19 protein-coding genes are annotated in these 23,134 nt (G+C 69.3%); 3 read left to right on the top strand and 16 right to left on the bottom strand.

Annotated elements, in window-relative coordinates:
• Positions 1-51: 51 nt before the first annotated feature.
• From IM725_RS11515 to IM725_RS11460, 12 genes are all read right to left on the bottom strand, one after another.
• Positions 52-1,134, bottom strand: coding sequence for an enoyl-CoA hydratase/isomerase family protein (locus IM725_RS11515; RefSeq protein ID WP_193780740.1), 1,083 nt, complete (start codon positions 1,132-1,134; stop codon positions 52-54).
• Positions 1,131-1,979 carry a DMT family transporter gene (locus tag IM725_RS11510; RefSeq protein ID WP_193780753.1) on the bottom strand — a complete coding sequence of 283 codons (849 nt, stop codon included), beginning with the start codon at positions 1,977-1,979 and terminating at the stop codon, positions 1,131-1,133. Before IM725_RS11510 ends, IM725_RS11515 begins: the two co-directional genes overlap by 4 nt.
• 42 nt (positions 1,980-2,021) lie before the next feature.
• Positions 2,022-3,854 (bottom strand): translational GTPase TypA, encoded by a 1,833-nt coding sequence (gene typA / locus IM725_RS11505; protein WP_193780739.1) that lies wholly within the window; start codon positions 3,852-3,854, stop codon positions 2,022-2,024.
• Positions 3,851-4,804 (bottom strand): tRNA pseudouridine(55) synthase TruB, encoded by a 954-nt coding sequence (gene truB, locus IM725_RS11500; RefSeq protein ID WP_193780738.1) that lies wholly within the window; start codon positions 4,802-4,804, stop codon positions 3,851-3,853. The genes typA and truB overlap by 4 nt, the downstream gene beginning before the upstream one ends.
• A 53-nt stretch (positions 4,805-4,857) precedes the next feature.
• Positions 4,858-5,223: a 30S ribosome-binding factor RbfA gene (gene rbfA, locus IM725_RS11495; RefSeq protein WP_193780737.1), complete on the bottom strand. Its 366-nt coding sequence runs from the start codon at positions 5,221-5,223 to the stop codon at positions 4,858-4,860.
• Positions 5,224-5,227: 4 nt separating this feature from the next.
• On the bottom strand, positions 5,228-8,089 hold the full coding sequence (infB, locus tag IM725_RS11490) for a translation initiation factor IF-2 (protein ID WP_193780736.1): 2,862 nt from the start codon (positions 8,087-8,089) through the stop codon (positions 5,228-5,230).
• Positions 8,090-8,112: 23 nt separating this feature from the next.
• Complete coding sequence (gene nusA, locus IM725_RS11485; RefSeq protein ID WP_193780735.1) at positions 8,113-9,609, bottom strand: transcription termination factor NusA; 1,497 nt, start codon at positions 9,607-9,609, stop codon at positions 8,113-8,115.
• Positions 9,606-10,175 (bottom strand): ribosome maturation factor RimP, encoded by a 570-nt coding sequence (gene rimP / locus IM725_RS11480; protein ID WP_193780734.1) that lies wholly within the window; start codon positions 10,173-10,175, stop codon positions 9,606-9,608. The genes nusA and rimP overlap by 4 nt, the downstream gene beginning before the upstream one ends.
• A 169-nt stretch (positions 10,176-10,344) precedes the next feature.
• On the bottom strand, positions 10,345-11,946 hold the full coding sequence (locus IM725_RS11475; RefSeq protein WP_193780733.1) for an ABC transporter ATP-binding protein: 1,602 nt from the start codon (positions 11,944-11,946) through the stop codon (positions 10,345-10,347).
• Entirely contained in the window at positions 11,943-13,025 is a 1,083-nt protein-coding gene (locus IM725_RS11470) for an ABC transporter permease (protein ID WP_193780732.1), read from the bottom strand. Before IM725_RS11470 ends, IM725_RS11475 begins: the two co-directional genes overlap by 4 nt.
• Positions 12,991-14,013 carry a microcin C ABC transporter permease YejB gene (locus IM725_RS11465; RefSeq protein WP_193780731.1) on the bottom strand — a complete coding sequence of 341 codons (1,023 nt, stop codon included), beginning with the start codon at positions 14,011-14,013 and terminating at the stop codon, positions 12,991-12,993. Before IM725_RS11465 ends, IM725_RS11470 begins: the two co-directional genes overlap by 35 nt.
• A gap of 1 nt (position 14,014) precedes the next feature.
• Positions 14,015-15,853: an extracellular solute-binding protein gene (locus IM725_RS11460; RefSeq protein ID WP_193780730.1), complete on the bottom strand. Its 1,839-nt coding sequence runs from the start codon at positions 15,851-15,853 to the stop codon at positions 14,015-14,017.
• 37 nt (positions 15,854-15,890) lie between these two features.
• Between IM725_RS11460 and fabI the strand changes: the two genes are divergently transcribed.
• A complete protein-coding gene (gene fabI, locus IM725_RS11455) occupies positions 15,891-16,691 on the top strand; it encodes an enoyl-ACP reductase FabI (RefSeq protein ID WP_193780729.1) in 801 nt (266 codons plus the stop codon).
• Positions 16,692-16,728: 37 nt separating this feature from the next.
• Here the strand turns inward: fabI and IM725_RS11450 are convergent, their stop codons facing one another.
• The 4 genes from IM725_RS11450 to IM725_RS11435 form a co-directional block, all read right to left on the bottom strand.
• Positions 16,729-17,541, bottom strand: a complete 813-nt coding sequence (locus tag IM725_RS11450; protein ID WP_193780728.1) for a LytR/AlgR family response regulator transcription factor — start codon at positions 17,539-17,541, stop codon at positions 16,729-16,731.
• The gene (locus IM725_RS11445) at positions 17,538-18,773 is read right to left on the bottom strand and encodes a sensor histidine kinase (RefSeq protein WP_193780727.1); all 1,236 of its coding nucleotides are present in this window, start codon (positions 18,771-18,773) and stop codon (positions 17,538-17,540) included. The genes IM725_RS11450 and IM725_RS11445 overlap by 4 nt, the downstream gene beginning before the upstream one ends.
• A 40-nt stretch (positions 18,774-18,813) precedes the next feature.
• The gene (locus IM725_RS11440) at positions 18,814-19,080 is read right to left on the bottom strand and encodes a hypothetical protein (protein WP_193780726.1); all 267 of its coding nucleotides are present in this window, start codon (positions 19,078-19,080) and stop codon (positions 18,814-18,816) included.
• 151 nt (positions 19,081-19,231) lie between these two features.
• Entirely contained in the window at positions 19,232-21,496 is a 2,265-nt protein-coding gene (locus tag IM725_RS11435; RefSeq protein WP_193780725.1) for an arginine/lysine/ornithine decarboxylase, read from the bottom strand.
• 139 nt (positions 21,497-21,635) lie between these two features.
• Between IM725_RS11435 and IM725_RS11430 the strand changes: the two genes are divergently transcribed.
• Positions 21,636-22,061, top strand: a complete 426-nt coding sequence (locus IM725_RS11430) for an NfeD family protein (RefSeq protein ID WP_193780724.1) — start codon at positions 21,636-21,638, stop codon at positions 22,059-22,061.
• 21 nt (positions 22,062-22,082) lie between these two features.
• Positions 22,083-23,000 carry an SPFH domain-containing protein gene (locus IM725_RS11425; protein ID WP_193780723.1) on the top strand — a complete coding sequence of 306 codons (918 nt, stop codon included), beginning with the start codon at positions 22,083-22,085 and terminating at the stop codon, positions 22,998-23,000.
• Positions 23,001-23,134: the final 134 nt, after the last annotated feature.

Below are 23,134 nucleotides of genomic sequence, written 5' to 3'. Positions count from 1 at the left end.
GGGGGCGCCGCCGAATCCGTTCCGCCGGGCGGACCCGGCAATCTCTGTCCCTCAGCCCACCAGGTCGCGCAGCGGATGCGCGGCGGCCGGCCACACCGGCTCGAAGAAGGCCTGCCAGTCTTCCGCCTTCACGTCCTCGATGCGGGCCGGGTTCCAGCGGGGGCTGTGGTCCTTGTCGACCGCCAGTGCGCGTATGCCTTCCACGGTTTCCGACGCCGCGCCGGGGCGCAGGCTGAAGCAGCGCCGCACCAGGCCCCGTTCCATGCGCAGTTCCTCGGCCAGGTCCATGGCACGCGCACGGCGCACCTGCTCCAGCACCACGTGCAGCATCAGCGGCGACCGCTTGCGCAGGACCTGGGCCGTCTCGTGGGCCCACAGGCCCCCGTCCGCCTCCAGCGCGTCCACGATGGCCTTCACCGTGGGGAGGCCGAAGATGCGGTCGATGTCGCCGCGCTGGGCGGCCAGCACGCCGGGTTCGGGCGTGAGCACCGGCACGGCGGCCAGCGCGGCGGCGCCGTCCGCCCCCAGCTGCTGCCACAGGGCCGGCAGGTCCTGCGCGGCCAGCACCGTGTCGGCCAGGCCGGCCGCCATCGCGTCGGCGCCGCCGATGACATGGCCGGTGAGCGCCAGGTATTCACCGATGTGGCCGGGGCAGCGCGAGAGGAAGTAGCCGCCGCCCACGTCCGGGAACAGGCCGATGTTGGTCTCGGGCATGGCCATCTTCGTACGCTCGGTGGCGATGCGCAGCGTGCGGCGGGCGCGGCCATGGCCGGCCAGGCCCATGCCGCCGCCCATCACGATGCCGTCCATGAAGATGGCCAGCGGCTTGGGATACACGTGCACCAGGTGGTTGAGCGCGTATTCCTCGCTGAAAAAATCCTCCAGCCGCGGGTCGCCGGCCAGCGCGGCCTGGTGGAAGAAGCGGATGTCGCCGCCGGCGCAGAAGGCGCCGAAGGGCCCCTCCTTGCCCTCGCCCCGCAGGGCCACCACCTCGACGCGGTCGTCGTGGCGCCAGGCCAGCAACGCGGCGGTGATGTCGCGCAGCATGGGCAGCGAGAGCGCATTCAGCGCCTTGGGACGGTTCAGGGTGATGAGGCCGGCACGGCCGTGGATCTGTGCGATGACTTCGCTCATGGTGTTGCCTTCTGTCTACTCCATCCAAGCAGTTCGTTCGCCACCAGCGCGGCGATGACCAGTGCGCCCCCCGCCAGCACCGAGGCGGCCGGGGCTTCGCCCGCGCCCACCCAGGCCAGCAGGATGCCGAAAATCACCTCCAGCAGCCCCAGCAGCGACACCTCGGGCGCCGCCAGCACCCGGGCGCTCATCACGCAGAGCACGCAGGGAATGGCCAGCTGCCCCAGGCCCAGCAGGCCCAGCAGGACCAGGTCGTGCGCTGAGGCCTGCAGGGGCCAGGCCAGCGGCAAGGTGACCAGGGACGAGACCACGGCGCCGACCAGCACCGAGGGCACCAGGTCCACGTCCCGCCCCTGGCTGTGCGATCGTTGCGTGAGCGTCCAGTTGCTGGCCGCCGCCAGGGGCACGCACAGGGCCACCAGCGTGCCGACCAGTCCGCCGGCGCTGATCTGGTCGGCATACATGGACGCGATGCCGGCGCCCGCCACCGCGATGGCCAGCCAGGTCCGCAAGGGGATGCGATGGCCGTTGAATGCACGTGCCATCAGGGCCGTCACGAACGGCCCGATGGCCATGGTGACCAGCACGTTGGCCACGCTGGTGAGCGTGAGCGCCACCATGAAGGCGGTGAACATCACGCTCCAGCACAGGCCCGAGAGCCAGAGCGTGGCGCCGCCATGGCGCAGCTTGCGCCACACCCCCGGCCCCTGCGCGAACGGCAGGATCACCAGCAGCGACAGCACGGTGAAGAAGCTGCGCCAGAAGGTGACCTCGAAGCTGCGGGCCTGCTCCAGGTGACGCGTGACCACGCCCGCGGTGGACCACATCAGGGTCACCGCGACCATCATCCAGACGGCCTGGGCGTGCCGGAGCTTCACCGCTGGTGCTTATGCGCCTTCGCGGGAAGCGCGCTTGCGCTCGTGTTCCTTGAGGTGGCGCTTGCGCAGGCGGATGCTCTTGGGCGTGATCTCGACCAGTTCGTCGTCCTCGATGAACTCCACCGCGTACTCCAGCGTGAGCTGGATGGGCGGGGTGATCTTGATCGCGTCTTCCTTGCCGCTGACGCGGAAGTTGGTCAGCTGCTTGGTGCGGGTGGCGTTGACCACCAGGTCGTTGTCGCGGCTGTGGATGCCGACGATCATGCCCTCGTACACCGGGTCGTTGGCCTTCACGAACATGCGGCCGCGGTCGTCCAGCTTGCCCAGGGCGTAGTTGAAGATCTCGCCGTCGTCCATGGAAATCAGCACGCCGTTCTTGCGGCCGCCGATCTCGCCCTTGTGCGGCTCGTAGCCGTCGAAGATGTTGGAGATCAGGCCCGAGCCGCGGGTCAGGTTGAGGAATTCGTTGGTGAAGCCGATCAGGCCCCGCGCCGGGATGCGGTATTCCAGGCGCACGCGGCCCCGGCCGTCCGGCTCCATGTTCACCAGCTCGCCCTTGCGCTCGCCCAGGGCCTGCATCACGCCGCCCTGGTGCTGCTCTTCCACGTCGGCGGTGACCAGCTCGATCGGCTCGCAGCGCTCGCCATCGATGGTGCGGAACACCACGCGCGGCTTGGAGACGGCCAGCTCGTAGCCTTCACGGCGCATGTTTTCCAGCAGGATGGTGAGGTGCAGTTCACCGCGGCCGGAGACCTCGAAGATGCCTTCCTCGTCGGTGTCGGAGACGCGCAGCGCCACGTTGTGCTGCAGCTCCTTCTGCAGGCGGTCCCACAGCTGGCGGCTGGTCACGAACTTGCCTTCGCGGCCGGCCAGCGGGCTGGTGTTCACGCAGAAGTTCATGGTCAGGGTGGGTTCGTCCACCTTGAGCATGGGCAGGGGCTGCGGGTTCAGCGGGTCGGTGATGGTGACGCCGATGCCCAGGTCCTCGATGCCGTTCACCAGCACGATGTCGCCCGGGCCGGCCTCGGTCACCTGCACGCGGTCCAGGCCGCGGAAGGTCAGCACCTGGTTGATGCGGCCCTTGAAGGACTTGCCGTCCGGGCCCTCCATGACCAGCACGTCCATCATGGGCTTGATGGTGCCGGCGCTGACGCGGCCGACGCCGATGCGACCGACGAAGCTCGAGTAGTCCAAGGCGGAGATCTGCAGTTGCAGCGGCGCTTCCGGGTCGCCGTTCTGCGGCGGCACGTGCTTCAGGATGGTGTCGAACAGGGCCGACATGTCGGGGCCCCACTGCTCGCCCTGGCCGCCCTGCTCCAGCGAGGACCAGCCGTTGATGCCGGAGGCGTAGACCACCGGGAAGTCCAGCTGCTCGTCGGTGGCGCCCAGCTTGTCGAACAGGTCGAAGGCGGCGTTGACGACCTTGTCGGGCGCGGCGCCCGGCTTGTCCACCTTGTTCACCACCAGGATGGGGCGCAGGCCCAGGGCCAGCGCCTTCTTGGTGACGAAGCGGGTCTGCGGCATCGGGCCTTCCTGGGCGTCGATCAGCAGCACCACGCTGTCCACCATGGACAGGGCGCGCTCCACCTCACCGCCGAAGTCGGCGTGGCCGGGGGTGTCCACGATGTTGATGTGGGTGCCCTTCCAGCTGACGGCGCAGTTCTTGGCCAGGATGGTGATGCCGCGCTCGCGCTCGAGGGCGTTGTTGTCCATCACGGTGTCGACCACCTTCTCGTGCTCGGCGAAGGTGCCGGACTGGCGCAGCAGCTGGTCGACCATGGTCGTCTTGCCGTGGTCCACGTGGGCGATGATGGCGATGTTGCGGATCTGTCTGGTGCTCATGGCGATGCTTGCAGGATTTGCTGGATTTCGATGGGGCTCAGCAGACGCCCCGGGATCAGTTCGCCGCGCGTGACGTGCGCGGTTCCGAGCAGCGATGCGGGCTGGTCGGCATAGACGGCCACCTGGGTGGCATCGGGCCATTCGCCGCGGCGGCGCAGGCCCGAGAGGAATCGCCCGGCATTGTCGGCGTCCAGCGTGACACGCACGTGGCTGCCCAGCAGGGCGTCCACCGGGCGCAGCCGGCGCAGGCGCTCGTCCTCGGGCAGGGCCTCGAGCTGCTCCACGGTGACGCAGTCGGCCACCGGAATGCCGCCGGTGTCGATGCGGCGAAGCGCAATGAGGTGGCCGCCGCAACCCAGGGCCTCGGCGATGTCCTCGCCCAGGGTGCGGATGTAGGTGCCCTTGCTCACGTGGGCGGTGAGGGCCAGGGTGTCGGCGCTGCCCGGGATGCGCGCGATGCGCAGGGCGTGGATGACCACGTCACGCGGTTCGCGCTCCACCGTCTCGCCGGCACGGGCGTATTCGTACAGGGCCTTGCCGTCCTTCTTCAGGGCGCTGTGCATGGGCGGCACCTGCCGGATGGGGCCGGTGAAGCGCGCCTGCACCGCGGCGAGCGCCGCGTCGTCCAGGGCCGGCACCGGGCGGGTCTCGATCACCTCGCCCTCGCGGTCGCCGGTGCGGGTCTTCACGCCCAGCTGCAGCACGGCCTCGTAGGTCTTGTCGGCGTCCAGCTGCAGCTGGCCGAACTTGGTCGCCGCACCGAAGCACAGCGGCAGCACCCCGGTGGCGAGCGGGTCCAGCGTGCCGGTGTGGCCCGCCTTTTCCGCGCGCAGCAGCCACTTGCACTTCTGCAGCGCCTGGTTGCTCGACCAGCCCAGGGGCTTGTCGAGCAGCAGCACGCCGTGCACGGGGCGGCGTTTCTTGGGAATGTCAGACACCAATTTCGGCATGGGTTCGGCGGTCGCGGCCAAACTCCAGCACACCGGAATCTGGTCGCAGCCCTTCAGTCGTCCTTGGAACGGGAGGCCACGGCACGCGCGATCAGCGCGTTCATGTCGGACGCGCGCTCGGTGGTGCGGTCGAACACGAAGTGCAGCGTGGGCACGGTGTGGATGTGCAGGCGCTTGAAGAGGCCGTTGCGCAGGAACCCGGCGGCGTGGTTGAGCGCCTCCTGGGTTTCCGCGGCATCGCCCGCCAGCACGCTGAAGAACACCTTGGCATGGGCGTAGTCCGGCGTCACCTCGACCGCGCTGATCGTGACCATGCCGACCCGCGGGTCCTTGACCTCGCGGATCAGCTCGGCCAGGTCCCGCTGGATCTGGTCCGCGACCTTGAAGCCGCGGTTGGGCGTGCTGGACTTCTTCGGCATCGGCTTACAGGGTCCGCGCGACTTCCTTGACCTCGAAGAACTCGAGGGTGTCGCCTTCCTTGATGTCGTTGTAGTTCTTCAGCTTGATACCGCACTCGAAGCCTTCCTTGACTTCGCGCACGTCGTCCTTGAGGCGCTTGAGCGACTCGAGCTCGCCGGTGTAGATCACCACGTTGTCGCGCAGCAGGCGGAAATGCGAGTTCCGTGTGACCATGCCCGAGGTGACCATGCAACCCGCGACCGTGCCGATCTTCGAGGCCACGAACACGGTGCGGATCTCCGCGCCGCCGATGACCTCTTCGCGCTTCTCGGGCGCCAGCATGCCGGACATCGCCGCCTTCAGGTCATCCACGGCGTCGTAGATGATGTTGTAGTAGCGGATGTCGATGCCGTTGTTCTCGGCCAGCTTGCGGGCACCGCCGTCGGCGCGGACGTTGAAGCCCACGATGACGGCCTTGGAGGCGATCGCGAGGTTGACGTCGGATTCGCTGATGCCGCCCACGCCGGCGTACACCATCTGCACCTTGATCTCGTCGGTGGACAGCTTGAGCAGCGATTGCGACAGCGCTTCCTGCGAGCCCTGCACGTCGGACTTGACGATCACCGGCAGGGTCTTGACCTCGCCCGCCGTCATGTCGGAGAACATGTTCTCCAGCTTGGCGGCCTGCTGGCGGGCCAGCTTGGTGTTGCGGAACTTGCCGGCGCGGTAGGTCGCGATCTCACGGGCCCGGCGTTCGTCGGCCAGCACCATGAACTCGTCGCCGGCCTGCGGCACTTCGGTCAGGCCCTGGATTTCCACCGGGATGGACGGGCCCGCCGACTTGATCGGCTTGCCGTTCTCGTCCAGCATGGCGCGCACGCGGCCGTAGGTCTGGCCGGCCAGCACCACGTCGCCGGTCTTGAGCGTGCCGGACTGCACCAGCACCGTGGCCACCGGGCCGCGGCCCTTGTCCAGCTGGGCTTCGATCACCAGGCCCTTGGCCGGGGCGTCCACCGGGGCCTTGAGCTCCAGCACCTCGGCCTGCAGCAGCACCTGCTCCAGCAGTTCGTCCACGCCCTGGCCGGTGCGGGCCGAGACGGACACGAAGGGCGAATCGCCACCGTATTCCTCGGGCACCACTTCCTCGGCCACCAGTTCCTGCTTGACGCGGTCCGGGTTGGCGTCGGGCTTGTCGATCTTGTTGACCGCGACCACGATGGGGACACCCGCCGCCTTGGCGTGCTTCACCGCTTCCTTGGTCTGCGGCATGACGCCGTCGTCGGCCGCCACCACCAGGATGACGATGTCCGTCGCCTGGGCGCCGCGGGCACGCATGGCGGTGAACGCCTCGTGGCCGGGGGTGTCCAGGAAGGAGATCACGCCGCGTTCGGTTTCCACGTGGTAGGCGCCGATGTGCTGCGTGATGCCGCCGGCTTCGCCCGCCGCCACCTTGGCGCGACGGATGTAGTCCAGCAGCGAGGTCTTGCCGTGGTCCACGTGGCCCATGACCGTCACGACCGGGGCGCGCGGCAGGGCTTCGCCCTCGGCGGCGCCGATGTCGGCTTCGGTGAAGGCTTCCGGGTCGTCCAGCGCGGCGGTGACCGCCTTGTGGCCCATTTCCTCGACCACGATCATGGCCGTGTCCTGGTCCAGCGGCTGGTTGATGGTGACCATCTGGCCCAGCTTCATCAGGTGCTTGATGACCTCGGAGGCCTTCACGGCCATCTTGTGCGCCAGCTCGGCCACCGTGATGGTCTCGGGCACGTGCACTTCGATCACGCGCTGCTCGGCCGGTGCGGCCTGCTCGCGGTCGTCGCGATGGTCGCGGTCGCCACCACGGCGGCCGCCGCGCGGGCCGCCGCGCCAGGAGTTGCGGCCGATGCCGCCGGTGGCGTCGCCACGGGTCGGGATGGCCTTCTTCTTGGCCGGGTCGGCCCAGCTGGACGACAGCTTGGCGGACTTGACTTCCTTGCCGGCGCCAGGGCCCGAGGGCGCGGACGCGCCGGGCGCGGGACGGCCCGCGACCGCGGGCGGGCGGTGCAGCGTGCCCTTGGCACCCGCGCGCGCCGCCTCGGCGGGCTTGGGCGTGGGCTTGGGTTCTTCCGGCTTCTTCGCGACCAGCACCTTCTTGGGTGCATTCATCATGGCGCGGATGGCTTCCGCCTCGGCCAGGGCCTTGCGGCGGCGCTCTTCCAGGTCACGGGCGCGGGCGGCTTCCTCGTCGGCACGGGCCTTGGACTCGGCGTCGGCCTTGGCGCGCGCCTCGGCAGCCGCCTGGTTGCGCGCTTCGGTCTCGGCCTGGGCTTCCTGGGTCGCGGCGACCTTGGTGGCCTCCACTTCCGCGGCCTTGGCGGCCTGCTGTGCGGCGTACGCGGCGGCGCGGGCCTCGGCCTCGCGCTCCTTGCGTTCCTGGTCCTCGCGGGCGCGGCGCTTTTCAGCCAGGTCTTCTTCCTGGCGGCGCAGCAGTTCGGCCTGGCGGCGCGCTTCTTCCTCGCGGCGGACGAGCTCGGCGTCGTCCATGCCGGAAGACGCGGGAGCCGGCGTCTCCTGCTCGGGCGCCTCGACCACGGCGGTATCGCCACCCTCGTCGCGCTTGACGAAGGTGCGCTTCTTGCGCACTTCCACCTGGATGGTGCGGGCCTTGCCGGAGGCGTCGGCCTGCTTGATCTCGCTGGTGGACTTCTTCACCAGGGTGATCTTCTTGCGCTCGGGCGACGAGGTGCCGTGGCTGGCCTGCAGGTAGCTCAGGAGCTTCTGCTTGTCAGCGTCGGACAGCGCGTCGGACGGGGCCTGCTTGGCCACGCCGGCGCTGCGCAGCTGGTCAAGCAGCGTTTCGGTGGATTTCTTGAGTTCTGCAGCGAACTCGGCGACGGTGGTGCTGGACATGTGTTCTTTTGCCTCCCATCACATCACTCGTGGGCCGCGGCAGGCTGGTTGAACCAGTGCTCGCGGGCCGTCATGATCAGGGCCTTGGCCTCGTCCGCAGACTGGCCGGTGATTTCGGTCAATTCATCGACGGCCAGGTCAGCCAGGTCGTCGCGGGTGTGCACGCCGGAATCAGCCAGGCGGGCAATGAGATCGGGGGTCAGCCCGCCGAGCGTGCGCAGGTCCTGCGAGACCTCTTCCACGCTTTCCTCGCGGGCGATTTCCATCGTCAGCAGGGCGTCCTTGGCGCGGGAGCGCAGCTCGTTGACGGTGTCCTCGTCGAAGCTGTCGATCTCCAGCATTTCCTGGATCGGCACATAGGCCACTTCCTCGAGGCTGGTGAAGCCCTCGGAAATCAGGATGTCGGCGATCTCCTCGTCGACGTCCAGCTTCTCCATGAAGAGCGTGCGGATCGCGCTGGACTCCTCGGCCTGCTTCTGCGCCGATTCGTTCGCGTCCATGATGTTGATCTTCCAGCCTGTCAGGTCGGAGGCGAGGCGCACGTTCTGGCCGCCGCGGCCGATCGCGATGGCGAGGTTCTCCTCGTCCACCACCACGTCCATGGCGTGCTTCTCCTCGTCGACGACGATGGAGGTGACGTTGGCGGGGGCCAGGGCGCCGATCACGAACTGCGCCGGGTCCTCGGACCACAGCACGATGTCCACGCGCTCGCCGGCCAGCTCGTTGGTGACGGCGTTGACGCGGCTGCCGCGAACGCCCACGCAGGTGCCGATCGGGTCGACGCGCTTGTCGTGCGAGAGCACGGCGATCTTGGCGCGGCTGCCCGGGTCGCGGGCGCAGCTCTTGATCTCCAGCAGGCCCTGCTCGATCTCGGGCACTTCCTGGCGGAACAGCTCGATCATGAATTCGGGCGCCGAGCGGGACAGGATGATGGGCGCGCCGCGCAGCGTCAGGTCCACGTCCATGATCATGGCGCGGACGCGGTCGCCGTTGCGCAGGTTCTCCTTGGGGATCATCTCGCCGCGGCGCAGGCGTCCTTCGACGCGACCGCTCTCGACGATGATGTCGCCCTTGTCCATGCGCTTGACGGTGCCCACGAAGATCTTGTCGCCGCGCGACATGAAGTCGTTCAGCAGCATCTCGCGTTCGGCGTCGCGGATCTTCTGCAGGATGACCTGCTTGGCGGCCATGGCGCCGATGCGGCCGATCGGCACGGACTCGACCGGCTCCTCGATGTAGTCGCCTTCCTCGATGTCGGTGATGCGCTCGCGCGCATCCATGAGGAGTTCCTCGGCGTCGGGGTTCTGCAGGCCCTGGCTGTCGGGCACGACCAGCCAGCGGCGGAAGGTTTCGTAGTCGCCGGTGTCGCGGTCGATCGCCACGCGGATGTCGACCTCGCCCTCGTAGAGCTTCTTCGTGGCCTGGGCCAGCGCGGATTCCACGGCGCCGAACACCACGTCCCGCTCCACGTTCTTCTCGCGCGAAATGGCTTCCACCAGCATCAACAGTTCGCGGTTCATGACAACTCTCCTTGGCCCCTGGCCTTGCGACCCTTGAAATCGACAATCGGTGCCAGACGCGCTTCCTTCAGCTCGTCCAGCGTGAAACCCAGCGCCTGCAAGGGCACCTCGGCCTTCTTGCGGCTCACCTTCTGCCCTGGCTTGGGCGGCGGCGCGTCGCTCCACACCACCTGCCAGCCGGCATCGGTGCGCTCCAGCGTGCCGCGGAACTTCTTGCGGTTGGCGGCCACGGCGCCCGCACCGGCCGCGCCCATGGGGGCCTTCAGGGTGACGTCCACCACCTCGCCGGCGAAGCGCTCGAAATCGCGCTCGCCACGCAGCGGGCGGTCCAGCCCGGGCGAGGACACCTCCAGGCGCTTGTAGTCGACCGCCTCGACCTCGAGCACGTACTGCAGCTGCCGCGTGACCTTCTCGCAATCCTCGACGTTGACGAACTGCTCTTCACGACCCGCCTCCCAGGGCAGGTCGATGGTGATGCGCAGGGTTCCCCCGGCGGAGCGCTCGATCTCCACCAGCTCATAGCCCAGACCCTCCACGGTCTGGAGCACGACGTCCTGCATTGCCACCTTGCTCAGTTCCAGCCTTCCAGAATGCAAAAAGCCCGTCAAAAACGGGCACCCAAAAAAAACGGGCGGATGGTTCCGCCCGGTTGGGGTGTGAAGCAAGGATTGTACCCCGGTCACCCGGGATTTGCAACAAGCTGGAGGCCCTTGCAGGCGGCGCGACCGATGGAGCTCAGCCGGCGGCGGCCACCAGGATGCGGGTGTAGGCCTCGCGCGGCTGGGACAGCACGGCGTCCACCGGGCCCGACTCGACGATGCGGCCGTCCTTCATGACCAGCACCTCATGCGCCATGGCCCGGATCACCTCGACGTCGTGGGTGATCAGCAGGTAGCTCAGGCCCCGCTCCCGCTGCAGGCGCTGCAACAGGCCCAGCACCTGCTTCTGGATGGTCACGTCCAGGGCGGAGGTCGGCTCGTCCAGCACCAGCAGCCGGGGCTGGACGATCAGCGCCCGCGCGACCGCCAGGCGCTGGCGCTGGCCCCCGGAGAACTCGTGCGGGTAGCGCGCCAGCAGGCCCGGGAACTGGGCCTCGGACAGGCCCACGTCGCCCAGGGCGGCCAGCACGCGCTCGCGCCGGGCGCCGGCGTCCAGCGCCGGTTCGTGCACCAGCAGGCCCTCACCCACGATCTCCTCCACCGTCATGCGCGGAGAGAGCGAGGAAAAGGGGTCCTGGAAGACCACCTGCACCACCCGCCGCAGCGCGCGGTTGTGGCTGGCCCGCGGGTCCCAGCGCCGGCCAGCCACGTCCAGCGTGCCGTCGTGCGGCAGCAGGCCCAGCGCCGCCAGCGCCAGCGTGGACTTGCCGGAGCCGGATTCCCCCACCACGCCCAGGGTGCGGCCCGGCGGGACTTCGAAGTCCGCACCCTGGACGGCGACGAATTCGCCGCGCGAGAACCAGCCGCGCACGCCGGGCCGGGGCACCGGGTAGCTGACGCGCACGGCGTGGCCCCGCATCACCGGCTCGCCCGGCGCCCTGCCCTCCTCCACCGCCCGCTCGGGCCGGCTGTCGACCAGGCGGCGGGTGTAGGGGTGGCGGGGCGCGGCGAAGACGCCTTCCACGGCGCCCTCCTCCACCAGCACGCCCTGCTCCATCACCGCCACCCGGTCGGCGAAACGCCGCACCAGGTTCAGATCGTGGGTGATCAGCAGGATGGCCATGCCGGTGCGCGACTGGATCTCGCCCAGCAGGTCCAGGATCTGGCCGCGCAGGGTCACGTCCAGGGCTGTGGTGGGCTCGTCGGCCAGCAGGAGCTGGGGCTTGCCGGCCAGCGCCATGGCGATCATGGCCCGCTGCCGCTGGCCGCCCGAGAGCTGGTGCGGATACGCCATGGCGCGGCGTTCCGGCTCCGGGATCCCGGTGGAGCGCAGCGCCTGCACGGCCGCGTCCCAGGCCTCGCGCTTCGTCAGGCCTTCCTTGAGCTGCAGCACTTCCGCCACCTGGTCACCCACGGTGTAGAGCGGATTGAGCGCTGTCATGGGCTCCTGGAAGATCATGGCGATCTCCCGGCCGCGCAGGGCCTGCAGCTCACGCCCCCGCAGCGCCAGCAGGTCGCGCTCGGGGCCGCCCGCCGGCGCGAAACGGGCCTGCCCATGGACCTGCGCGCCCTGGACCAGGCCGAGCAGGCTGAGTGCCGACACGGTCTTGCCGGAGCCGGACTCGCCCACCAGGGCCAGCTTCTCGCCCGGCCGGATCGTGAAATCGATGCCGTGCACCACCTCGCGGCCGCCGAAGCCCACGCGCAGCCCGCGCACGTCCAGCAGGGGCGCGCTCATCGCTCGGCCTTTCGGGGATCGAGCGCATCGCGCAAGGCGTCGCCCATGAAGGTCAGCAGCAGCAACGTGACCACCAGCACCGCGAAGGTCTCCAGCGAGATCCACCAGGCGTCCAGGTTGGCCTTGCCCTGGTTCAGCAGCTCGCCCAGCGACGGCGTGCCGGGCGGCACGCCCAGGCCCAGGAAATCCAGCGAGGTCAGCGCCAGGATGGCGGCGCTCATGCGAAAGGGCAGGAAGGTGACCACCGGCGTCATGCTGTTGGGCAGGATGTGGCGCAAGATGATGCGGCCGTTGCCCACGCCCAGGGCCCGGGCGGCGCGTACGTAGTCCATCTGGCGGTTGCGCAGGAACTCGGCCCGCACGTAGTCCGACAGCCCCATCCATCCGAACAGGCTGAGCAGGATCACCAGCAGCGTGACGCTGGGCGCGAAGATCGCACTGAAGATGATCAGCAGGTACAGCTCGGGCATGGAGCTCCAGATCTCGATGAAGCGCTGGAACGCCAGGTCGGTCCGGCCGCCGAAGTAGCCCTGCACCGCCCCGGTGGCCACCCCGATGGCCACGCCGATGGCGGTGAGCGCCATGCCGAACAGCACGTTCAGCCGGAAGCCGTACAGCAGCAGCGCGAGCATGTCCCGGCCCCGCTCGTCCGTGCCCAGCAGGTTGGCCGCCGATGGCGGCGCCGGGTTGGGCAGGGTCGCGAAGTAGTTCAGGGTCTCGGGGCCGTAGGGATTGGGGGCGTGCAGCACCCAGTTGCCGGGGCCCTCCAGCTTCTTGCGGATGTAGGGGTCCAGCCAGTCGGTGGGGCTCTGGAAATCGCCGCCGAAGGTGGTCTCGGGGTAATCGTGCAGCAGGGGCACGTAGAAGGCGCCCTGGTAGTGCACCAGCAGCGGCTTGTCGTTGGAGAGCAGCTCGGCGAACAGGCTGAGCACCACCAGCGCCCCGAACACCAGCAGGCTCCAGTAGCCCAGCCGGTTGCGGCGGAACCGTCCCCAGGCCCGGCGCGCCGGGCTCTGGTGGGGTGCCGGGACGGCTGGCACGCCCTCAATCGAACTTGACACGGGGATCGACCCAGACATAGCAGAGGTCGCTGATGAGCTTGGTGACCAGGCCGATCAGCGTGAACAGGTAGAGCGTGCCCATGACGACCGGGTAGTCGCGCCGGATCACGCTTTCGTACGAGAGCAGGCCCAGGCCGTCGAGCGAGAACAGGGTCTCGATCAGCAGCGAGCCGGTGAAGAAGGCGCCGATGAAGGCCGCCGGGAAGCCGGTGACGATGGGGATCAGCGCGTTGCGCATCACGTGCTTCCACAGCACCCGGCGCTCGGGCAGGCCCTTGGCGCGCGCGGTCAGCACGTACTGCTTGCGGATCTCCTCCAGGAAGGCGTTCTTGGTCAGCATGGTGGTGACCGCGAAGCTGCCCAGGACCATGGCCGTGACCGGCAGCGTGATGTGCCACAGGTAGTCGGTGATGCGGCCGCCCCAGGAGAGTTCGTCCCAGTTGCTGGAGGTCAGGCCGCGCAGCGGGAACCACTGCAGCTGCCCGCCGAACACCACCAGCAGGGCCACGCCCAGCACGAAGCCGGGGATGGCATAGCCCACCAGCACCACCAGCGTGCTGACCAGGTCGAAGCGCGTGCCGGCCCGCACCGCCTTGGCCACGCCCAGCGGCACCGCCACCAGGTAGCTGAGGAAGAAGGTCCACAGCCCCAGGCTGACCGAGACCGGCAGCTTCTCCTTCACCAGCTGCCAGACCTCCTTGTTCTGGAAGAAGCTGCGGCCCAGGTCGAAGCGGGCGAACTGGCCCAGCATCTTCATGAAGCGCTCCGCAGGCGGCTTGTCGAAGCCGTACAGGGCCTTGATCTGCTCGATCTTCTTGGGGTCCACGCCCTGCCCGCCGCGGTAGGCCGAGCCCTCGGCCCCCTGCCCAGCGCCCCGGCGCGCCTCGGCGATGTACTGCTGCACCGGCCCCCCGGGGACGAACTGGGTGACGATGAAGGTGAGCAGGATGACGCCGAACAGGGTCGGCAGCATGAGCAGGATGCGCTTGAGGATGTACGCGGCCACGTCATTCCTTTGCCGTGATCGGCGGCAGGCGGGCCCACCAGACCAGCATGGGCCAGTCCAGGTAGGGCACGCCTTCGGGCGGATAGGGCGGCACCTGCTGCGGCCGCTGCAGGCGCCATGTGCTCCAGGCCACGCGCTGGGTGGTGCTGGTCCAGGCGGGCACCATGTAGTGGCCGTGGGCGATCACGCGGTCCAGCGCCCGGCAGGTGGCCAGGAAATCGTCCCGGTTGTCGACCTGCGTGAGGCGGGCCGTGAGCGCGTCGATGGCCGGGTTCTTGATGCCGCTCAGGTTGCCCGAGCCGGGCGTGTCCGCGGCCTTGCTGCCGAACAGGTCCACATAGTCCGCGCCCGGGAAGTGCGTGCCGGGGTACGAGATGGGCACCATGTCGAACTGCCGGTTGTCCAGCCGCTCCTGGAACAGCGCCCAGTCGACCGCGCGGGTGCTCAGGCGGATGCCCAGGATGGCGAGCGCGCGGCGCCAGGCGGCCACGGTGGTGTCGCTCTTGCCTTCGCTGGAATCGAGCAGCTCGATGGTGAAGGGTTCGCCCTTGGCGTTGCGCAGCGCGCCATCGCGGTAGGTCCAGCCGGCCTGGGCGAGCAGGCTGCGCGCCTGGCGCAGGTTGTCGCGCAGGCTGTGGCCCTGGTCGGTGCGCGGCGGCACGGCCATGGGGCCGAAGGTTTCGGGGGGCAGCACGCCGCGGAAGGGTTCCAGCAGGGCCACCTCGGCCGGCGACGGTGTTCCGTTGGCCTCGCAGTCGGTGTTGCCGAACACGCCCTTGACGCGCGTGTAGCTGCCGCGGAACAGCTGGCGGTTCATCCACTCGTAGTCCAGCGCCAGCTCGATGGCCATGCGCACGCGGCGGTCCTGGAACTTGGGCAGGCGGTTGTTGAGGAAGTAGCTGTAGAAGCCGGCGGGCGAGCGATGCTCGAAGACCTCCTTGCGCAGGTCGCCGCTCGCGATGCGCTTGCCATTCAGGCGGCGCAGCCAGTCGCCGGCGGAAAAGAACTCCATGAGGTCGAACTCGCCGGCCTTCAGGGCCTCCAGCTGGGCGGTGCTGTCGCTGTAGATCTTGACCGTGATGCGGTCGAAATTGGCCGTGCCGCGACGCACCGGCAGGTCGCGCCCCCAGTACTGCGGGTCGCGCACGTAGGTGATGTCCTTGCCCCAGCGCAGCGGGCCGATCTTGTAGGGGCCGCTGGCGATGGGCGGGTCGGTCACGATGCGGTCGAAGCGCTTGGGCTTGCCGTTCTCCATGCCCCACTTGCGGCTGAACACCGGCAGGCCGCCGACCACCAGGGGCAGCTGGCGGTCCAGCTTGCGGAACCGGAAACGCACGGTGCGATCGTCCAGCACGTCGCAGCCCGCCACGTCGGCCAGCACGGACGCGTAGGACGGCGCGGCGTACTCGGAGTTGAGCGCGTCGTAACTGTGCTTCACGTCCGCGGCGGTGACCGGGTCGCCGTTCTGGAAGCGGGCCTCGCGCCGCAGCCGGAACGTGACCGACATGCGGTCGGACGCCAGCTCCACGTCCTCGGCCAGCAGGCCGTACGCCACGCCGACCTCGTCCATGGACCCGGTCAGCAGCGACTCGAACATCAGGTCGCCCAGGTAGGACGGCGCCTGGCCCCGGAGGGTGTACGGGTTGAACTTGTCGAAGGTGGAGGCCCGGGAGTTGGGCGTGAGGCGCAGTTCGCCGCCCTTGGGCGCCTGCGGGTTGACGTAATCGAAGTGGTCGAAGCCGGGCGCGTACTTGAACGTGCCCCAGACAGCGTACCCCGGCGCCGCCACGCAGCCTGTGGCGGCCAGCAAGGCGGCGAGGAATGACAGGAAGCCTCGCATGCGACAATTCTGCCCACTTTTTGAACCGAGACACTTTATGGGTTTCCTGACCGGAAAGAAGCTGCTGATCACGGGCGTGCTGTCGAACCGCTCCATCGCCTACGGCATCGCCCGGGCCTGCCATGCGCAGGGCGCGGAACTCGCCTTCAGCTACGTGGGCGAGCGCTTCAAGGACCGCATCACCGAGTTCGCGGCGGATTTCGGGTCCAGCCTGGTGTTCGATTGCGACGTGGGCGACGACGCCCAGATCGAGAAGCTGTTCGCCGACCTGTCGGCCCACTGGCCGAAGTTCGACGGATTCGTCCACAGCATCGGCTTCGCGCCGCGCGAGGCGATCGCCGGCAACTTCCTGGACGGCCTCTCGCGCGAGAGCTTCCGCATCGCCCACGACATCAGCGCCTACAGCTTCCCGGCGCTGGCCAAGGCCGCCCTGCCCCACCTGAACGACCGCGCCGCCCTGCTCACGCTCAGCTACCTGGGCGCCGTGCGCGCGGTGCCTAACTACAACACCATGGGCCTGGCCAAGGCCAGCCTGGAAGCCTCGGTGCGCTACCTGGCCGAAGCCGTGGGCCGGCTGCCGGACGGCCGCAGCGTGCGCGTCAACGGTATCAGCGCCGGCCCGATCAAGACGCTGGCCGCCAGTGGCATCAAGGATTTCGGCAAGCTGCTGGGCATCGTGGCCGGTGCCTCGCCGCTGCGCCGCAACGTCACCATCGAGGACGTGGGCAACGTCGCCGCCTTCCTGCTGAGCGACCTGGCGGCCGGTGTGACGGCCGAGATCACCTACGTGGACGGCGGCTTCAGCCACTCCGCCGTGTCCATGGGCGACGCCGCCTGAGGCGTCCCCGGCGCGGGCAGCGCCCGTGCCCCCCCGCCTAGCTGGCGCGGAACAGGTGGGCGAAGCTGCGGCTGACCTCCAGCACTTCCGCGTGCCCCTGGATGTGGACGCGCTGTCGCCCCGCGTCGTCCCGCGTCACGGAGGCGATGCGCCCCAGGTTGACGATGGTCGAGCGGTGGATCTGCCAGAACTGCTGGCCATCGAGCTGGGGCAGCAGCTCGCGGATCGGGGTGCGGATGAAGGCCTCCTGCGTGGCGGTTTGCACGCGGGTGTATTTCTCGTCGGAGCGGAAGAACAGCACCTCATTGACGTCGATGAGGCGGGTGGTGCTGCCGCTCGCGGCCTGGATCCAGCGCAGCGGCTGCGCCCCGGCGGGTGCAGCGGCCAGGCCCTGCTGCAGCCGGGTGAGCCGCGACAGCACGGCGTCCAGCGCGGCATCGTCCAGGCCCGGGCCGCCGGCCCTGCGCCCGGCCAGGCGCTGCTGCAGCCGCTGGGCCGTGTGCGCGAGCCGCGCGGGCTCGACCGGCTTGAGCAGGTAGTCCAGCGCGCCCTGCTCGAAGGCGGCCACCGCGTACTCGTCGTAGGCGGTGACGAAGACCAGTTCGCCGGTCCAGCCCTCCAGCGCGAGGATCTCCCGCCCGGCCTCGATGCCCGTCATGCCCGGCATGCGGATGTCCAGGAAGACCACGTCCGGCCGCAGCCGGTCGGCCAGGGCCAGCGCCTCGTTGCCGTCGCGTGCCTCCCCCACCACCTGCAGGCCGGGCCAGGCCTGGGCCAGGCGCGTCTTGAGCTGTTCGCGCAGCAGCCGCTCGTCGTCCGCCACCAGCGCCGTCAGGGCCGGCGCATTCATGCGGCACTCCCGCCGTCGCCGAAGCGGCCCGCGGTCGCCGGCCTCGCCCGGTAGGGCACCACGATGCTCACGCGGGTGCCCGTGTCGTCGGAGCGCACGACCAGCCGGCTGCGGCCCGGGTACAGCATGGCCAGCCGTTCCCGGATGTTCGCGAGGCCGATGCCCGTGCCGGCCGTGGGCGCGCCCTCCAGGCGCGACGGGTCCACGATGCCCACGCCGGTGTCGCGCACCTCGACCCAGAGCTCGCCGTCCTGGACGCGGCCCGACACCGTGACCCTGCCGCCTTCCGGCTTGGGCTCGATGCCGTGCTTGATCGCGTTCTCCACCAGGGACTGCAGCATCATGGGCGGGAACTCGGCCGGCTCGCACTCCATTGGCACCGCGAACTCCACCTCCAGGCGGTCCTCGATGCGCATCTTGATGAGCTGCAGGTAGGACCGGATCAGGCGCAGCTCCCGGCCCAGGGTGGAGGCCTCCAGCCGCATCTGCGGCAGCGCCCCGCGCAGGTAGGTGATGAGCGCCTTCTGCATCTGGCTGGCCCGCGGCGGGTCGGTCTCTATGAGGTAGTCGACCGCCGACAGCGTGTTGAACAGGAAGTGCGGCTCCACCTGGGCCTGCAGCACCTGCAGGCGGGCCTGCACCAGCTGGCGCTGCATGGCCTCCTGCTCGGCCGCCGACTCGGCGCTTCGCACCTTGGCGTCCGACTCCTTCACTTTGCGCACCACGATCTTGGCCCCGATCAGGTAGGCGATGATGCTGATGAGAAGGGCCGAGCCCAGGTCGCCGATGAAGCCGCGCACCGTCCACACCTTGTGGCTGACCGTGCGCGGGCCGCGCTGGGGCTCGGCGTCCGGGTCGGCGTCGGCACCGGCACTTTCGGCGCGGGGTGCCGCAGCGGCCGACGCGCCTGGCTGCGCCGGGGCGCTGCCGGGCACCGCGGCGGACGCCGGGCTGCGCGGTCCGCCGTGCTTCTGCGTCACGTGGATGCCGTCCGGCCCGAAGATAGTGACGTCCACGTCTTCCGGGGTGCCCCCGTGCCGCACCTGGATGCGCTCGTGCTGCAGGTGCAGCTGTTCGCTCACCATGGAGCTCGCGGCCACCACCACCAGGATCAAGACGGCCAGGCGGCCCCAGGACATGGAGGCGGCCCAGCTGCTGACCTGCCGGTTGAGGCGCGCCAGGCCGTCGATGAGCGGCGGGCGCGGGCTGGCGCTGGGTTTCATGTCGGCCATGGCGCGGAGCTTAGCGTCAAAGTCGGTGGGTGCTGCAGGCTCAGAGCGTGGCGCGTGCGCCGGTGGCGCAGGCCACCGAGGCAGCGGCCGCGTCGCGGTGCCCCACCACGGTCACGGCGGGCAGGGTCACGTGCAGGACGGGCGCACCGGCCAGGCCGGCCAGCGCCTGGGCACTGGCTTGCCCGGCGCCCATCCAGCCCGCAGCCACCAGGGCCAGGGCCGCCGCGGCGGCCGCCAGGCGCAGGCCGGCCGGCAGCAGGCGGGGCGCCTGCGGAAGGGTGTTCGTGGATTGGGGGGTGCTGCGCATGAGGTTCTCCTTGGGTTCGCCGGCCCTCGTGGCCTGCGATGGGATGAACTCTAGGCAGCGGCCCGGGGCTGCGCACCCGGGTTGCGACAGGCTGCGGCGGCGTGCGACGAACTGCAGGAATCGCAGGGATTCCTGCAGCCCGCCCGGCGGCTCAGGCCTTCACGCAGTCGGCGTAGAAGCGCAGCTTGCCGTCCGGGCCGACCTCTTCCACCAGGCCGTGGATGTCGGTCTCGAAGCCCGGGCACTGCGAGTTGAACTCGCGCGAGAACTTCAGGTAGTCGACGATCTTCTTGTTGAAGACCTCGCCCGGGATCAGCAGCGGGATGCCGGGCGGGTACGGCGTCACCAGGGAGGTGGTGATGCGCCCCTCCAGGTCGTCGATGGAGACCCGCTCGGTCTTGCGGTGCGCGATGTGGGCGAAGGCGTCGCTGGGCTTCATCGCCGGGGTCAGGTCCGACAGGTACATGTCGGTGGTCAGGCGGGCAATGTCGTACTTGGCGTACATCTCGTGCACGTGCTGGCACAGGTCGGCCAGGCCCATGCGCTCGTAGCGCGGGTGCTGCTGGCAGAACTCCGGAAGGATCCGCCACATCGGCTGGTTGCGGGCGTAGTCGTCCTTGAACTGCTGCAGCGCGGTGAGCAGCGTGTTCCAGCGGCCCTTGGTGATGCCGATGGTGAACATGATGAAGAAGCTGTACAGGCCGGTCTTCTCCACGATGATCCCGTGCTCGGCCAGGAAGCGCGTCACGATGCTGGCCGGGATGCCCGTCTTGGCGAACTTGCCGTTCAGGTCCAGGCCGGGCGTCACCACCGTGGACTTGATCGGGTCCAGCATGTTGAAGCCCTCGGCCAGGTTGCCGAAGCCGTGCCACTTCGCCGCACGCGACTCGCCCTTGATGATCCAGTCGTCGGCGCGGCCTATGCCGTCCTCGGCCAGCTTGTCCGGGCCCCAGACCTTGAACCACCAGTCCTTGCCGTACTCCTGGTCGACCTTGCGCATGGCACGGCGGAAGTCCAGCGCCTCGAGGATGGACTCCTCCACCAGCGCGGTGCCGCCGGGCGGCTCCATCATGGCCGCCGCGACGTCGCAGCTGGCGATGATGGAGTACTGCGGGCTGGTCGAGGTGTGCATCAGGTAGGCCTCGTTGAAGAGGTGCCTGTCCAGCTTGGTGTCGCGGGCATCCTGCACCAGCACGTGGCTGGCCTGGCTGATGCCGGCCAGCAGCTTGTGGATGGACTGGGTGGAGAACACCAGCGACTTGGACGGCCGCGCCCGCTTCTTGCCCATGGCATGGAAGGCGCCATAGAAGGGGTGGAAGGCCGCGTGCGGCAGCCAGGCCTCGTCGAAGTGCAGCGTGTCGACGTAGCCGTCGAGCATGCCCTTGATGGTCTCGGTGTTGTACAGCACCCCGTCGTAGGTCGACTGGGTCAGCGTCATGATCTTGGGCTTGACCGATTCCGGGTCCACCCCGGCCAGCAGCGGGTTGGCGCGGATCTTCGCCTTGATCGCCTCGGGGCTGAACTCGCTCTGCGGGATGGGGCCGATGATGCCGAAGTGGTTGCGCGTGGGCTTCATGAACACGGGAATCGCCCCGGTCATGATGATGGAGTGCAGGATGGACTTGTGGCAGTTGCGGTCCACCACGACCACGTCGCCCGGGGCCACGGTGTGGTGCCACACCATCTTGTTGGAGGTGGAGGTGCCGTTGGTGACGAAGAAGCAGTGGTCGGCGTTGAAGATGCGCGCCGCGTTGCGTTCGCTGGCGGCCACCGGGCCGGTGTGGTCCAGCAGCTGGCCGAGCTCGTCCACCGCGTTGCACACGTCGGCACGCAGCATGTTCTCGCCGAAGAACTGGTGGAACATCTGCCCCACCGGGCTCTTGAGGAAGGCCACGCCGCCGGAGTGGCCGGGACAGTGCCAGGAGTAGGAGCCGTCCTCGGCGTAGTCCAGCAGGGCCTTGAAGAACGGCGGCTGGATGCCTTCCAGGTAGCTCTTGGCCTCGCGGATGATGTGGCGGGCCATGAACTCCGGGGTGTCCTCGTACATGTGGATGAAGCCATGGAGCTCGCGCAGCACGTCGTTGGGCAGGTGCTGCGAGGTCTTGGTCTCGCCGTAGATGTAGATCGGCACGTCGGTGTTCTTGCGCCGCACCAGCTCGATGAAGTTGCGCAGGTTCAGCACCGCCGGGTCCAGGTCGGGGCCGGGGGTGAATTCCTCGTCGTCGATGGAGAGGATGAAGGCGCTGGCCCGGCTCTGCTGCTGGGCGAACTGGGACAGGTCGCCGTAGCTGGTCACGCCCAGCACTTCCATGCCCTCGGCCTCGATCGCCTGCGCCAGCGCGCGGATGCCCAGGCCCGAGGTGTTCTCGGAGCGGTAGTCCTCGTCGATGATGACGATCGGGAAGCGGAATTTCATGAGGGGGTGGCCTTTCGCGGGAATTCCGCAAACTGACGGAGCAGGCGCGAGTGTATGCAAAACGCACGACCCGACGGCGCCCGCGCGCGGATTTGAACCACAATGTAGCGGCAAGCCACGGGGGCTTCGAGGAGGGCGGATGGCGGAATCGACGTTCTGGTGGCTGTGTGCGGGCGGGGCGGTCGCCGTCGAGCTCGCCACCGGCACCTTCTACCTGCTGATGCTGGCCATCGGCCTGGCCGCGGGGGCGCTGGCCGCGCATGCCGGCGCGGCCCTGCCGGCCCAGCTGGTCGTGGCCGCGGTGGTCGGCGGGGGCGCCGCGAGCGGCCTGTACCTGCGCCGCCGGCGCCACCCCGTGGGGCCGGACGCCGCCGCCAACCCCGACGTCAACCAGGACGTGGGCGCGACGGTGCACGTGTCCCACTGGCACCCCGACGGCACCGCCCAGGTGCACTACCGCGGCGCCAACTGGACGGTCGTGGCCGCGCCCGGCGCGGTTCCCGCCAGCGGTGCCTGGCGGGTGCGCGAAGTGGTGGGCAGCCGCCTCGTCGTCGAAAAGATCTGAAACCCGCCAGGAGGAGTTCCCATGGCTGAAATCGCCGTCCTTGTCTTCGTCATCGCCGTCATCTTCGTGGTCCGGTCTGTCAAGGTCGTGCCCCAGCAGCACGCCTGGGTGGTCGAACGCCTGGGCCGCTACCACGGCTCGCTGAGCCCGGGGCTGAACCTGCTGGTGCCCTTCGTGGACCGGGTTGCCTACAAGCACAGCCTGAAGGAGATCCCGCTGGACGTGCCCAGCCAGGTCTGCATCACCCGCGACAACACCCAGCTGCAGGTCGACGGCATCCTGTACTTCCAGGTGACGGACCCCATGCGGGCCAGCTACGGGTCGTCCAACTACATCATGGCCGTCACCCAGCTGGCCCAGACCTCGCTGCGCAGCGTGATCGGCAAGCTGGAGCTGGACAAGACCTTCGAAGAGCGCGACATCATCAACGCCCAGGTGGTGCAGGCCATCGACGAGGCCGCGCTGAACTGGGGCGTGAAGGTGCTTCGCTACGAGATCAAGGACCTGACCCCGCCCAAGGAGATCCTGCACGCCATGCAGGCGCAGATCACGGCCGAACGCGAGAAGCGGGCGCTGATCGCGGCGTCCGAGGGCCGGCGCCAGGAGCAGATCAACATCGCCACCGGCGAGCGCGAGGCCTTCATCGCCCGCTCCGAGGGCGAGAAGCAGGCGCAGATCAACAAGGCCCAGGGCGAGGCCGGCGCCATCACCGCCGTGGCGCTGGCCACGGCCGAGGCCATCGAGCGCATCGCGGCGGCCATCCGGCAGCCGGGCGGCGAGCAGGCCGTGCAGCTCAAGGTGGCCGAGCGCGCGGTGGACGCCTACAGCCGCGTCGCCGCGGACGCCACCACCACGCTGGTGGTGCCCAGCAACATGACCGAGGTCTCGACCCTGATCGCCTCGGCCATGCGCATGGTGCAGGCCACCACGCCCCGCTGACGCCGGCGGCGGTCCGCGCAGCCTGCGTCAGCGGCGCGTCAGCCCCTGGGGTGCGAGCGCCCATGGGGGCCGGCCTAGGGTACACTGCTGCGCATCGCTGGCCCAGCGCAGTCCGGCCCTCCCCGCCCATCCAT

The sequence above is a fragment of the Ramlibacter aquaticus genome (assembly GCF_015159745.1).
GTDB lineage: Bacteria > Pseudomonadota > Gammaproteobacteria > Burkholderiales > Burkholderiaceae_C > Ramlibacter > Ramlibacter aquaticus.
Note: the sequence above shows the minus strand (reverse complement) of the source record. Positions and strands in the feature narration are given on the sequence as shown.